The following is a 12,496-nucleotide window of genomic DNA, read 5'->3' as shown; positions in this document are numbered from 1 at the left end:
GCGAGAGATCTTCTCAAGTCGAACGTATTACGTTCACACGGGAGTGCGGCAGGCGGCTCAGCCGGAGGGGTGTCAGCCATAGAGGTGTCAGCCGGGCAGGGGTGTCAGCAGCATGCGGCCCGTCAGGCCCACCGCCGCGTCCAGATGGCGCGCGAACTCCTCGGCGAGGCCCGGGAGTCCACGCAGCGCCCACAGCGCGCGGGCGGACGACCAGGTGGCCTCACGGGCGCGTTCCAGGCTCCACGCGCTGAGCAGATGCGTCAGCGGATCGGCGATCTGGAGGAGATCGGGACCCGGCATCAACTCCTCGCGGATACGTTCCTCCAGAGCGACGAGCACATCGCCCACCTGCTCGAACTCGTCCTCCAGATCGGGCGGTTCGCAGCCGAGCGTACGACAGGTGTCCACGACGGCCAGCGCGAGATCGTGCCCGATGTGCGCATTGATGCCGCAGAGGGCGAACTGCAACGGCCGTACGCCCGGATGGCGTCGGAACTGCAGCAGCGGTCGCCAGCAGGCCGGCGCGCCACCGCCCTCGGCGACCCGCAGATACCGTTCGGCGAACAGCACGTCCAGAGTGATCGCCGCCTCGGCGTCAGGGAAGCGACCGGCGTCCAGGCGCCGGTCGATGTCCTCCGTGACGGTCCGGTAGACCCGGTTGAAGACGGCGATCCCGTCCCGCTCCGGCAGGACCGCGTCGACGGCGCGCATACGGGAGACGACTGTGTCTACTGACTTCGCGGACGAGTCCACGGAATGGGTGAAGTGCTCCAACTGCGCCATAGGGGGCAGGGTCCCAGTCCTACGCTGACACCGGTGCCGCCGTGCCCGACGCGTCCCCGGAACGGGGTAACGAAGGCTCGGCGGGAAATACCGGAAGCCGACGGAGCGCGGCCCGGGGAGCAGGGGGGAGCACCACGTGTCAGGCTTACGCGCCCAGCGTCCGGGCACACGCCGGGCCGCACGCCGGGCCGAGCGCAGGCGGGCGGCACGGCGCGGCGCCATGGTGGCGGCGGCGTCGGTCGTGGCCGTCGTCGGAACCGTCACCGGGATGGTCGCCGCGATGGGCGGGGAGAGAGGCCCCGCGGACCAGGCACGGCCGCTGACCAGCCGCTCGGCGGGACTCCCGTCCGAACCGTCCCGGCCGTCCCGGCCGACCGAACCGGCCGAGCGGACGGGGCCGGCCCAGGTCCCGCCCTCCCGCGCGGCCGTCCGGCCTTTGCCCTCGAAGCCGTTCGCATCCTCCGGGACGGCCGGGGTGAAGCCCTCGGCGGAGCGGACCGAGCGGCGGACGGCACCGGGGGCCGGGTCAGGCCCCGGCGAGCTGTACCGCCACCCGGAGTCCCAGGTCCTCGACTGGGTCCGCGACCATCCGGACGACCCGCGCGGCACCGCCATCGAGACCGGCATCGCGGACCGCCCGGCCGCCGTCTGGTTCACCGACCCCGACCCGGCGACCGTCACCTCCCGGGTCGCGGCCGTCGCCTCCGGGGGCGCCGCACGGGGGCAGGTGCCGGTCCTCGTGGCGTACGCGATCCCCGACCGGGACTGCGGAGGGGCCTCACAGGGCGGGGCACCGAGCCTGGACGCGTACGACGCCTGGATCGACGCGTTCGCCGCCGGGCTCGGCCCGGACGACGCCCTCGTGATCCTGGAACCGGACGCGATCGCCCAGTCGGACTGTCTGCCGGCCGGCACCCGCGCCGACCGCTTCGCCTCGCTCGCCCGCGCGGGCCGCGTCATCAAGGCGGCCAACCCGAACGCCCGCGTCTACTACGACGCAGGGCACTCGGCATGGAACCCGCCCGCCAAGCAGGCCGCGTTGCTCCGCCGGGCGGGCGCGGCCTCGCCCGCCGGCTCCGACGGCGTCTTCAGCAATGTGTCCAACTTCAACCGCACGGAGGCCGAGATCGCCTACGGCCGCCGGGTCCTCGACGCCCTCGGCGGCCCCGCGGGCCTCGGCGCCGTCATCGACACCAGCCGCAACGGCAACGGCGCCCCCGCCGACGGCGAGTGGTGCGACCCCGCGGGCCGGGGCCTCGGCCGGTCACCGACCCTCGGCACCGGCGAGTCCCGCATCGACGCCTACCTGTGGGTGAAACTGCCCGGCGAGTCCGACGGATGCCGGGGGAGGGCGGGGGCGTTCTCACCGGGGTACGCGTACGAGCTGGCGCGGGGGTGAGAGGCGCACATCGGGCGGACCGGCCGGGCCCGTCCAGATCAGGTCGGGCCAGGCCGGATTGAGCCGGGTCAGGCCGGGTCAGGGCTTCGGGTCGGGGAGCGGGATGTCCGTCCGGGTCACCCGGGGGCGGTCCCGGTCGCTGGTGCGCAGCACGCCCGCGAAGGCGACCAGACCGCATGCCAGCACGGTCACCAGGCCGAACGACACGACCAGGCTGGTCAGTTGCGCCAGACCGCCGATCGCGCTCGGCGCGACCAGCCCCGAGGTGTAGGTGATGGTCGCGACGCCCGCGATGGCCTGGCTGGGGTTCGGTCCGCTGCGGCCGGCGGCGGCGAAGCAGAGCGGGACGACGACCGCGATACCGAGGCCCATCAGGGCGAAGCCGCCCATCGCGACCGCCGGCTGGTCCGCGGTGACGATGAGGACCCCGCCGATCGCGGCCAGGACCCCGCTCGCCCGCACGGTACGGACCGAGCCGAAGCGGTTGACCACCGCGTCGCCCGCGAGCCGGGCCACCGCCATGGTCAGCATGAAACCGGTGGTGCACGCCGCCGCGAGCCCGGCCGAGGTCTCCAACTGGTCCCGCAGATAGACCGCCGACCAGTCCAGCGCCGCCCCCTCCGCGAACACCGCGCAGAACCCGACCGCGCCGATCAGCAGCGCCGACTTCGGCGGCAGCGCGAACCGGGGCGGCGGCTCCTCGTCCTCGGTGGCCCGCAGATCCAGCACCCACCGGCAGGCGATCAGACCGAGTGCGGTGAGCGTGGCCGCCGCGAGCGCGTGGTGCAGCCGGGCGTCCGAGCCGAGATGGGCGGCGAGGGTGCCGGCCGCCGAGCCGACGAGCGCGCCCGCGCTCCACATCCCGTGCAGGCCCGACATGATCGACTTGCCGAGGCGGTTCTCGACCTCGACGCCGAGCGCGTTCATCGCGACGTCCGCCATGCCCGCCGAGGCGCCGTACACGAACAGGGCCAGGCAGAGCGTCCAGAGGTTCGGCGCGAGGGACGGCAGGATCAGCGCGAGCGTCCACAGCGACAGCAGTCCGCGCAGCGCGGTGCGGGCGCCGAAGCGGTGACTGATCCGGCCCGCGAGCGGCATCGCCAGGGACGCGCCGATCGCCGGGAAGGCGAGGGCGAGGCCCAGTTGGCCCGCGCTGACCCCGGCATGGTCGGAGATCCACGGCACGCGGGTCGCGAACGAGCCGGTGACGGCGCCGTGCACCGCGAACACGGCCGCCACGGCGTACCGCGCCCGCCTCACCTCGCGCTGCTCGTAGACCACCGTGCTCATTCTCCGCCTCCCTGAGTCCCCGAGTCCCTGAGTCCCCGAGTCCCTGAGTCCCCGAGTCCCTGAGTCCCTGAGTTCCTAAGTTCCTGAGTTCCCTGTTCCTTGAATCCCTTGCCGCGTCGCGGGTCCGGCACCGTCCGGGATCCCGCCTCCCTCGCGCTGCCGTAAATTATCAGGAACCCTGCCTGATAGATAGGGAGCCCGCGCCCGAGGGCCAACGGCCGTACGGCGCCGCAGATCTGGGAGGATCCCGGCATGCCCGCATCACCCAGCACCGCCCGAGCCATCAACGACCGGCTCGCCCTGCGGCTGCTGCAGCAGGAAGGGCCCCTGACGGCCGGGCGGTTGAAGCAGCTCACCGGTCTGTCCCGGCCGACCGTCGCCGACCTCGTGGAGCGCCTCACGGCCGCCGGGCTGATCGAGGTCGTGGGGGAGTCGGGGGAGCAGCGGCGCGGGCCCAACGCCCGCCTCTACGGCATCGTCGCGGACCGCGCGCACCTCGCCGCGCTCGATGTGCGCACCGAGGGCGTCACGGTCGTCGTCGCCGACCTGCTCGGTACGGAACTGGCGCGGGCGTCCGTCCCGATCGCGGACGACACCGGCACGGGACCGGCGGCGGAGCAGGCGGTCACCCTGGTGGAACGGGCCGCGAAGGAGGCGGGCGCCGACCGGCTGCACACGGTGGCGATCGGCGCGCCCGGTCTGATCGACCCGGCCACGGGCGAACTCCGGGACTCCAGCGGCTTCCCCGAGTGGCACCGCCGTCTGGTCGCCGCCCTCGGTGAACGGCTCCCCGCCCGCGTCCTCGTCGAGAACGAGACCAACCTCGCCGCGCTGGCCGAACAGCGGGACGGCGCCGCCCGCGACCGCGACACCTTCGTCCTCCTCTGGCTCGGCCTCGGCACCGGCGCCGCCGTCGTCCTGGACGGCCACCTCCGCCGGGGCGCCTCCGGCGGCACCGGCGAGATCGGCTTTCTCCCGGTCCCGGGCACGACCGCCGTCCCCTCGGCCACCGACTGCGACGGCGGTTTCCACTCCCTGGCCGGCGCGGCGGCGGTGGCCACCCTGGCCACCACCCACGCCCTCACAGCGAACCCGACCCCGAACGAGCCCCTCGCGGCAACCCTGGTACGGGCAGCGGCGACCCACCTCACCACGAACGACACGGTTGCGGTGGGGGAGGGGATCGGGGGGCGTGCGGCTGAGGTCGCGGTTCCCTCGGTAGAGGCCGACGGCGGTACGGCTGGGGCCGCGACCCCCTCGGCGGACCCTCCGAGGTCACCCGCCGAGGCCGTTGGCGTCCCGGTCGGTTCCGTGCGCCCTTCGGGCAGGGTGGTGGGTGGCGAGGTGTCGTCCTCGGTGGGCTTCGCGGGCCGGTCGCCGCACGGCCCTCGCACCTCGGTGGACCCGACCCCCTCGCTCGACCCCTACGCCCGCTTCCTCGACGCCCTGGCCGATCGCGTGGCCATCGGTGCCGCCTCCGTCGTCGCCGTGCTCGACCCCGGTTGTGTGGTGCTCGGGGGTGAGGTCGGGCAGGCCGGTGGGGAGGCGCTCGCCGTACGGGTGGGGCGGCGGCTGGCGGCCATGTCGCCGCTGCCGACCGAGGTCCGGGCCAGTGGCCTCGGCGGGGCCGCCGTACTGCGCGGCGCGCTGCTCATGGCCCAGGCATCGGCCCAGGACGAACTGTTCGCACCACCGACGCGATAGCGCCTGGCGCGGGCGCGGGCGCGGGCGCGGAAGCGGAAGTGGGCGCCGACGCGGGCCAGTTGCTCCGGTCCGCCCGCGCGGCGGTGCCCACACCGCCGACCGTTCTCTCGATCTCCCCTTCCCCCGCCCCTCAGCCCTTCCCCCGCCCCTCAGCCCTTCCCTCTTCCCTTCGGCTTCCCCTTCTCCCGTCCCTCGCCGAACTGCTCCCCGAACCGCTCCCCCAAGTACTCCCCGAACGTCCCCGTCCCCACGGCGCGCCCCGGTGTGAGGTGGTGCCCGGCCTTGAACGCCCGGTACGCCTTGCCGAAGAGGGGGACGGCCAGCAGGGGCGGCGGCGGCCGGTGGCTGCCAGGTAGGCGTGGGCCAGCTGTTTGAGGGTGAGGATCTCGGGGCCGCCCAGATCCTCGACGCGTCCGGCGGGCTCGCCCCCGGCCAGCTCCGCCAGCCGCTCCGCGACCTCCGTGACGGCGACCGGCTGATCGCTCACCCCGGCGGGGAGCATCATGACCGGCGGCTTGGCGAGGGTCTGGAAGAGCATCACGAGCAGATCGTGGAACTGGGTCGCGCGCAGGATCGTCCAGCCCAGCCCGGCCCCCTCGACCAGCCGCTCGACGGCCAGCTTGGACCGGTAGTAGCCGAGCGGCACCCGGTCCACGCCGACGATCGAGATGTAGACCAGATGCCGCACCCCGGCCCGCCGCGCCGCCGCGATCAGATGTCCCGCCGCCCGCTCGTCGTCGCCCCGGCGCTGCGAGGTCGCACAGTGCACGACCGTGTCCACCCCCGCCACGGCCGCGTCCAGCCCGCTCCCGCCCGCGACGAGATCGACGGCGTACGGCTGTGTGTGCCGGCTGAGCACCCGCACGTCGTGCCCGTCCGCCCGCAGTCGCTCCGTGACACGACGGCCGAGGACGCCGGTGCCACCCGTCACCAGGATCGTGGTCATGCCGCCCGACCCTTCACGCGTACGTACACCGGACACTCCCGGCCGGTCGGTCCGCGGCGGCCGGTCAGGTCCCGCCGAGCTGCCGACCCGCGAACTCCAGCTTGTCCGGATTCAGCACGGCCCGCACGTCCGTCACGACACCGCCCCGGAACGTGAAGGACACGGTGAACGCGAGCGCGTCCCCGGACCGGGCGAGCAGCGCGGGGGAGCCGTTGACCTCGGCCAGGGAGAAGTCCAGGCCGACCGCCCACTTCTCCCAGCCCTTGACCAGCAGCCGCAGCACCTTCTCGCGCCCCTCGACCGGCCGCAGCGCCGCGCTGACCTTGCCACCGCCGTCGGACCACCAGACCACGTCCTCGGCGAGGATCTTCTCCAGCCCGGCCATGTCCCCCTCCTGGGCCGCCGCGAGGAAGGACTCCACCAGCCCCGACCGCCGCTCCGGCGTCGGCTCGAACCGGGCCTCGGGCACCTCCAGCCGCGCCACCGCCCGCCGGTGCAGCTGCCGGCAGTTGGCCTCGGCCAGATCGAGCACGCCGGAGATCTCCCGGTAGCTGTACGCGAAGGCCTCCCGCAGCACGTACACGGCCCGCTCGGTCGGGGTGAGCCGCTCCAGCAGCACCAGGAGCGCCAGCGAGACCGCGTCGCGCTGCTCGGCCGACTCCAGCGGGCCGAGCGTGCCGTCGGAGGTGAGCACCGGCTCCGGCAGCCAGGTCCCCGTGTACCGCTCACGGCGGGCCCGCGCCGAGGTCAGCCGGGTCAGACAGAGATTGGTGACGGCCTTGGCGAGCCAGGCCGCGTGCTGCTCGATGACCGTACGGTCCGTGCCGCTGAAGCGCAGATACACGTCCTGCACCGCGTCCTCGGCGTCCGCGGCGGAGCCCAGCATGCGATAGGCCAGACCGAACAGCCGGGGACGGTGTGCTTCGAACTCGTCGGCGATGGTGGTCGTCACCCCTCCACCCTCCCAGAGCGCCCGCCCGCACACTCCCGGAGGTCGCCGGGAGGCACGGGAGAGGCACGGGAGGGGGACCCGGCGACGGGGCAAGGGCCGTCGTCACCGCCGCCGGGCCGTTCGAGGCGGGTACCGCGACCGCAGACTTTAAAAGGACTAGACCAAGCTGGTCAATGGGTCCTTACCCCTTCGAGTGGGTTCGCCGTCACGGAAGTTGACCCTCGGTCAGTGATAGCCGAAACCCCTCGTGGCCCGCCGGAGAAGTCCAGCGACACGCTCTGTGAGCCACCCCACAGTGCTCACCCGCATGGGTGTCGACCGGGCGTGGCACACTGGCCATGTACCAGAAGCAGCGCACTCCGGGGTCGGTGAAAGTCCGAACCGGCGGTTATAGTCCGCGACCCGGTCGCTTCCAGCGGCCGGTTGACCAGGTGGAATTCCTGGACCGACGGTTAAAGTCCGGATGGGAGGCAGTGCGCGGCGGGCGGGCATTCGTGCGCGCTGCCGTCTGTTTTCGGCCGACCTCGACAGAGGTGGGCCCTCACACGGCGTCGCTCCCTGTGCCGCTGTCCGCTCTGTCTGTCGTCTTCGACAGCCCCGGAGTCCGTGCCCCACGAGGCAGGAGGACCCGGGAAGTGTTCACCGGAATCGTCGAAGAGCTGGGTGAGGTCACCGCCGTCGAGAGGCTCGGCGACTCCTCCCGCTTCCGTCTGCGCGGCCCCGTCGTCACACAGGGCGCGAAGCACGGTGACTCCATCGCCGTCAACGGCGTCTGTCTCACGGTCGTGGAGCACGAGGACGACTGGTTCACCGCCGACGTCATGGCGGAGAGCCTCGAACGCTCCAGCCTCGGCGCCCTCGGCGTCGGCTCCCGCGTCAACCTCGAACGCCCCATGGCGGTAGGCGACCGCCTCGGCGGCCACATCGTGCAGGGCCATGTCGACGGCACGGGCGAGGTCATCGAGCGCAAGCCGTCCGAGAACTGGGAGATCGTCAAGATCTCGCTCCCCGCCGACCTCACCCGGTACGTCGTGGAGAAGGGCTCCATCACCGTCGACGGCATCAGCCTCACCGTCGTGGACGCCGGACCGGACTACTTCACGGTCAGCCTCATCCCGACCACCCTCGACCTGACCACGCTCGGCCGCAAGCAGCCCGGCGACCCCGTCAACCTGGAGGTCGACGTGATCGCCAAGTACGTCGAGCGGCTGCTCGGCGCCCAGGGGACGGCGCACACGCGAGGGGCGGAGCGGTGAACTCGCTGAACACCGTCGCCTTCACCGCCTTCGGCCAGCAGATCCTCTGGTCGGACATGATCGGCAACATCCTCGGACTGATCGCCCTGGCCCTAGGCGCGATCCGCTCCCTGTGGAACTGGCCCGTCCAGTTCCTCTCCGGCCTCGTCCTCTTCGGCGCCTTCGTCGGCCACCTCACCGGCAGCGCCGGCAAGCAGGTCATCGTCATGGCCGTCGCCGCGTACGGCTGGTGGCAGTGGAACCGTACGAGGAAGCAGGCGGCGGACGGCGCCATCGCCCCGCGCTTCGCCACCTGGCGCGAGCGCGGCTACCTGATCGCCGGTGCCGTGCTCGGCACCCTCGCCGTCGGCGGCCTCTTCACCGCGTTCCCCACCCTGTCCTGGGACCCCTGGCCGGACGCGTACATCTTCACCGGCACCGTCGTCGCCATGTACGCCCAGGCCCGAGGCATGGTCGAGTTCTGGTTCGCCTGGCTGCTGGTCGACCTGGTCGGCGTCCCGCTCAACTTCGCCAACGGCTACGCGTTCTCCGGATTCGTCTACATCATCTACGGCGCGCTCGTCCTGTGGGGCATGCGCGACTGGTGGCTGCGCTCCCGCAAGCCCGCCCTGGAAGGAGCCCCGGCATGACCACGGCGCCGATCCTCCACAGCACCAGCGACGTCGAGAACTTCCGGCTCGACCCCGTCGAGCGGGCCGTCGCCGACATCGCGGCCGGCCGCCCGGTCGTGGTCGTCGACGACGAGAACCGCGAGAACGAGGGCGACCTCGTCATCGCCGCCGAGAAGGCCACCCCCGAGATCATCGCCTTCATGATGAGCGAGTGCCGGGGCATGATCTGCGCCCCGATGGAGGGCGACGAACTCGACCGGCTCGAACTGCCGCAGATGGTGCAGCAGAACACCGAGTCCATGCGCACCGCGTTCACCGTCACCGTCGACGCGGCCCCCCGGCACGGCGTCACCACCGGCATCTCCGCCGCCGACCGCGCCACCACCCTCCAGCTCCTGGCGAGCGGCACGGCCGAACCGGGCGACTTCGTCCGCCCCGGCCACATCTTCCCGCTGCGCGCCCGCACCGGCGGGGTCCTCGTGCGCGACGGCCACACCGAGGCCGCCGTCGACCTCGCCCGCCTCGCGGGCCTGCGCCCGGCCGGCGCCATCGTCGAGATCGCCGGCGAGGACGGCCGGATGCTGCGCCTGCCCGAGCTGATCCCGTTCGCCCGCAAGCACGGCCTGACGATCATCTCCATCGAGGACCTGATCGCCTACCGCCGCTCCGCCGAACCCACCGTCGAGCGCGAGGCGAAGACCCATCTCCCCACCGCCTTCGGCGACTTCACGGCGTACGGCTACCGCTCCACCGTCGACGGCGTCGAGCACGTCGCCCTCGTCCACGGCGAGATCGGCGACGGCGAGGACGTCCTCGTCCGCGTCCACTCCGAATGCCTCACCGGCGACATCTTCCACTCGCTGCGCTGCGACTGCGGCCCCCAGCTGGGGACCTCCCTCGAACGCGTCGCCGCCGAGGGCCGGGGCGTCGTCGTCTATCTGCGCGGCCACGAGGGCCGCGGCATCGGACTGCTGTCCAAGCTGCGTGCCTACGAACTCCAGGAGCGCGGGCGCGACACCCTCGACGCCAACCTGGAACTGGGCCTGCCCGCCGACGCCCGGGACTACGGCGCCGGCGCGCAGATCCTGCGGGACCTGGGCGTCCACAGCCTCCGGCTGATGACCAACAACCCCGAGAAGACCGACGCCCTCGTCCGGCACGGCTTGACGGTCACCGACCGCGAGCCGATGCCCGTCCGCGCGGGCGAGCACAACCTCCGCTACCTGCGCACCAAGCGGGACCGGATGGGCCACGATCTGCCCTGGCTGGACACGACCACCGTGTCCACCTGCGGCAACCAGTAATCGCACCCAGAGGAGAGAAGAGAACGTGAGCGGCAAGGGCGCACCCGAACTGTCCGTACGCAACTGCGGCGACCTGCGCGTCGCGGTCATCGCGGCCCAGTGGCACGAGAAGGTGATGGACGGTCTCGTCGAGGGCTCTCTGCGCGCCCTGCGCGACCTCGGCATCGACGAGCCGACCCTCCTGCGGGTCCCCGGCAGCTGGGAACTCCCCGTCGTCGCCAAGGTGCTGGCCGGGCGCGGCTACGACGCGATCGTCGCCCTCGGCGTCGTCATCCGCGGCGGCACCCCCCACTTCGAGTACGTGTGCCAGGGCGTCACCCAGGGCCTCACCCAGGTCTCCGTCGACACCGGAGTCCCCATCGGCTTCGGCGTGCTGACCTGCGACACCGAGGAACAGGCCCTGGACCGCGCGGGCATCGAGGGCTCGAACGAGGACAAGGGCCACGAGGCGGTGACGGCGGCGGTGGCGACGGCGGCCACCCTCCGCTCGGTATCCGAACCCTGGCGCTGAGACACGGACGGTTGCGCGTAGGCTGAGCCTCACCATGTCCAAGAAGACGTTCGAGGAGCTCTTCACCGAGCTCCAGCACAAGGCCGCCACCGGCGACCCCGCCACTTCCCGCACCGCAGAGCTGGTCGGGAAGGGCGTCCATGCCATCGGCAAGAAGGTCGTCGAAGAGGCCGCCGAGGTCTGGATGGCCGCCGAGTACGAGGGCAAGGAAGCCGCCGCCGAGGAGATCTCGCAGCTGCTGTACCACGTCCAGGTGATGATGGTCGCCCGCGGCATCTCCCTGGACGACGTGTACGCCCACCTCTGAGCCGCACCCCGCCGTCCCTTCCGCACCCACCCACACCCGCACAAACGAACGAAGGAAGCTCGCCTCATGCTGCGCATCGCCGTCCCCAACAAGGGTTCCCTGTCCGGACCTGCGGGGGAGATGCTGCATGAGGCCGGCTACCAGCAGCGCCGGGAGTCCAAGGAACTGCGGATCGTCGACCCGGCCAACGAGGTGGAGTTCTTCTACCTCCGCCCCCGCGACATCGCGATCTACGTCTCCTCCGGCCGCCTCGACATCGGCATCACCGGCCGCGATCTGCTGATCGACTCCGGCGCCAGGGCCGAGGAGATCCTCCCCCTCGGTTTCGCCCGCTCCACCTTCCGCTTCGCCTCCAAGCCCGGCGCGGCGAACGGCCTCGCGGACCTCAAGGGCAAGACGGTCGCCACCTCGTACGAGGGCATCGTCGCCGCGCACCTCGCCGACCACGGCATCGACGCCTCCGTGGTCCACCTCGACGGCGCCGTCGAGACGGCGATCGAGCTGGGCGTCGCCGAGGTCATCGCCGACGTCGTCGAGACCGGCACCTCGCTGCGCAACGCGGGCCTGGAGGTCTTCGGCGACCCGATCATGAAGTCCGAGGCCGTCGTCATCCGCCGTGTCGGCGCCGACACGGCCGCGGACAGCTCGGAGAACGAGCCCAAGGTGCAGCAGTTCCTGCGCCGGCTGCAGGGCGTCCTCGTGGCCCGGACCTACGTGATGATGGACTACGACTGCCGCGTCGAGCAGCTGGAGAAGGCCGTCGCCCTCACCCCCGGTCTGGAGTCCCCGACCGTCTCCCCGCTGCACAACGAGGGCTGGGTCGCCGTCCGCGCCATGGTCCCCGCCAAGGAGGCCCAGCGGATCATGGACGACCTGTACGACATCGGCGCGAGGGCCATCCTGACCACCGCCATCCACGCCTGCCGCCTCTGACGGCCGGGGAGTCGTACGCCATGCCGGACCAGTCCTCCCTCCCCGCCCTGCCGGTCACTTTCCGGCCGGGCCGCACCCGGGCCGTGCTGCTCACCGCCGCGGGCGCGATCTTCGTGGTCATCACGGTGGTCGCCCTGCTGCTGCCGACGCTCGGTCCCGGGGAGCGGCTCAGCTTCGTCTTCACGGCGGCCCTGCTCGCCGGGGTGCTGGGCCTGCTCTCCCGGCCCCGGGTGGTCGCCGACGAGTCCGGGGTGACCGTGGTGAACATCACCGCCAGGCGGCAGTTGGGCTGGGCGGAGATCGTGCAGGTGAATCTGCGGGTCGGCGACCCCTGGGTCTTCCTCGACCTCACCGACGGCACCAGCCTGCCCGCGCTCGGCATCCAGCCCGGTATCGCCAAGCAGCGCGCCATCGAGGACGCCCGGACCCTCCGCGCCCTGGTGGAGGCCCGGTCGGTCACCGAACCCGAGCGGCGTCAGGGCTGACCCCGGGCAAGATCG

Annotated in this window: 12 protein-coding genes, 1 pseudogene and 1 riboswitch; of the genes and pseudogenes, 9 read left to right on the top strand and 4 right to left on the bottom strand. The window is 72.4% G+C overall.

Annotation, left to right across the window (positions count from 1 at the left end; genetic code table 11):
- Window positions 1-87: 87 nt before the first annotated feature.
- Window positions 88-783 (bottom strand): DUF5995 family protein, encoded by a 696-nt coding sequence (locus F9278_RS06735; protein ID WP_152167451.1) that lies wholly within the window; start codon window positions 781-783, stop codon window positions 88-90.
- 220 nt (window positions 784-1,003) lie between these two features.
- On the opposite strand from F9278_RS06735, the gene F9278_RS06730 reads away from it, so the two are divergent.
- Window positions 1,004-2,182 carry a glycoside hydrolase family 6 protein gene (locus F9278_RS06730; RefSeq protein ID WP_152173729.1) on the top strand — a complete coding sequence of 393 codons (1,179 nt, stop codon included), beginning with the start codon at window positions 1,004-1,006 and terminating at the stop codon, window positions 2,180-2,182.
- 78 nt (window positions 2,183-2,260) lie between these two features.
- Here F9278_RS06730 and F9278_RS06725 read toward each other — a convergent pair whose 3' ends face one another.
- A complete protein-coding gene (locus F9278_RS06725) occupies window positions 2,261-3,472 on the bottom strand; it encodes an MFS transporter (protein WP_152167450.1) in 1,212 nt (403 codons plus the stop codon).
- A gap of 252 nt (window positions 3,473-3,724) precedes the next feature.
- Here F9278_RS06725 and F9278_RS06720 point away from each other — a divergent pair, with 252 nt between their 5' ends.
- Window positions 3,725-5,176, top strand: a complete 1,452-nt coding sequence (locus F9278_RS06720; RefSeq protein ID WP_152167449.1) for an ROK family transcriptional regulator — start codon at window positions 3,725-3,727, stop codon at window positions 5,174-5,176.
- A gap of 149 nt (window positions 5,177-5,325) precedes the next feature.
- On the opposite strand, the pseudogene F9278_RS06715 reads toward F9278_RS06720, so the two are convergent.
- A pseudogene (locus F9278_RS06715) lies at window positions 5,326-6,122 on the bottom strand (SDR family oxidoreductase).
- 64 nt (window positions 6,123-6,186) lie between these two features.
- Window positions 6,187-7,074 (bottom strand): RNA polymerase sigma-70 factor, encoded by an 888-nt coding sequence (locus F9278_RS06710; protein ID WP_152167448.1) that lies wholly within the window; start codon window positions 7,072-7,074, stop codon window positions 6,187-6,189.
- A 350-nt stretch (window positions 7,075-7,424) separates the two neighbouring features.
- Window positions 7,425-7,555: riboswitch (FMN riboswitch) on the top strand.
- 154 nt (window positions 7,556-7,709) lie between these two features.
- Between F9278_RS06710 and F9278_RS06705 the strand changes: the two genes are divergently transcribed.
- The 7 genes from F9278_RS06705 (at window position 7,710) to F9278_RS06675 (ending at window position 12,481) form a co-directional block, all read left to right on the top strand.
- Window positions 7,710-8,330, top strand: coding sequence for a riboflavin synthase (locus tag F9278_RS06705; protein ID WP_152167447.1), 621 nt, complete (start codon window positions 7,710-7,712; stop codon window positions 8,328-8,330).
- Complete coding sequence (locus tag F9278_RS06700; RefSeq protein ID WP_152167446.1) at window positions 8,327-8,959, top strand: nicotinamide mononucleotide transporter family protein; 633 nt, start codon at window positions 8,327-8,329, stop codon at window positions 8,957-8,959. Before F9278_RS06705 ends, F9278_RS06700 begins: the two co-directional genes overlap by 4 nt.
- On the top strand, window positions 8,956-10,245 hold the full coding sequence (locus tag F9278_RS06695; protein ID WP_152167445.1) for a bifunctional 3,4-dihydroxy-2-butanone-4-phosphate synthase/GTP cyclohydrolase II: 1,290 nt from the start codon (window positions 8,956-8,958) through the stop codon (window positions 10,243-10,245). Before F9278_RS06700 ends, F9278_RS06695 begins: the two co-directional genes overlap by 4 nt.
- A 25-nt stretch (window positions 10,246-10,270) precedes the next feature.
- Complete coding sequence (gene ribH, locus F9278_RS06690) at window positions 10,271-10,756, top strand: 6,7-dimethyl-8-ribityllumazine synthase (protein ID WP_152167444.1); 486 nt, start codon at window positions 10,271-10,273, stop codon at window positions 10,754-10,756.
- 34 nt (window positions 10,757-10,790) lie between these two features.
- On the top strand, window positions 10,791-11,063 hold the full coding sequence (locus F9278_RS06685; protein WP_026249121.1) for a phosphoribosyl-ATP diphosphatase: 273 nt from the start codon (window positions 10,791-10,793) through the stop codon (window positions 11,061-11,063).
- A 66-nt stretch (window positions 11,064-11,129) separates the two neighbouring features.
- Window positions 11,130-11,996 (top strand): ATP phosphoribosyltransferase, encoded by an 867-nt coding sequence (gene hisG / locus F9278_RS06680; RefSeq protein WP_152167443.1) that lies wholly within the window; start codon window positions 11,130-11,132, stop codon window positions 11,994-11,996.
- Window positions 11,997-12,016: 20 nt separating this feature from the next.
- Window positions 12,017-12,481, top strand: coding sequence for a PH domain-containing protein (locus tag F9278_RS06675; protein ID WP_152167442.1), 465 nt, complete (start codon window positions 12,017-12,019; stop codon window positions 12,479-12,481).
- Window positions 12,482-12,496 lie beyond the last annotated feature (15 nt).

This window comes from Streptomyces phaeolivaceus (genome assembly GCF_009184865.1).
In the GTDB taxonomy this organism is placed as follows: domain Bacteria; phylum Actinomycetota; class Actinomycetes; order Streptomycetales; family Streptomycetaceae; genus Streptomyces; species Streptomyces phaeolivaceus.
This window is presented reverse-complemented; position numbering and strand designations above follow the sequence as displayed.

What these genes read in the sequence shown, in the direction of transcription:
- F9278_RS06695 (WP_152167445.1), top strand. Translation starts at nt 8,956, where the DNA reads ATGACCACGGCGCCGATCCTCCACAGCACCAGCGACGTCGAGAACTTC.
- F9278_RS06735 (WP_152167451.1), bottom strand. Translation starts at nt 783, where the DNA reads ATGGCGCAGTTGGAGCACTTCACCCATTCCGTGGACTCGTCCGCGAAG.
- F9278_RS06730 (WP_152173729.1), top strand. Translation starts at nt 1,004, where the DNA reads ATGGTGGCGGCGGCGTCGGTCGTGGCCGTCGTCGGAACCGTCACCGGG.
- F9278_RS06675 (WP_152167442.1), top strand. Translation starts at nt 12,017, where the DNA reads ATGCCGGACCAGTCCTCCCTCCCCGCCCTGCCGGTCACTTTCCGGCCG.
- hisG (WP_152167443.1), top strand. Translation starts at nt 11,130, where the DNA reads ATGCTGCGCATCGCCGTCCCCAACAAGGGTTCCCTGTCCGGACCTGCG.
- F9278_RS06725 (WP_152167450.1), bottom strand. Translation starts at nt 3,472, where the DNA reads ATGAGCACGGTGGTCTACGAGCAGCGCGAGGTGAGGCGGGCGCGGTAC.
- F9278_RS06720 (WP_152167449.1), top strand. Translation starts at nt 3,725, where the DNA reads ATGCCCGCATCACCCAGCACCGCCCGAGCCATCAACGACCGGCTCGCC.
- F9278_RS06685 (WP_026249121.1), top strand. Translation starts at nt 10,791, where the DNA reads ATGTCCAAGAAGACGTTCGAGGAGCTCTTCACCGAGCTCCAGCACAAG.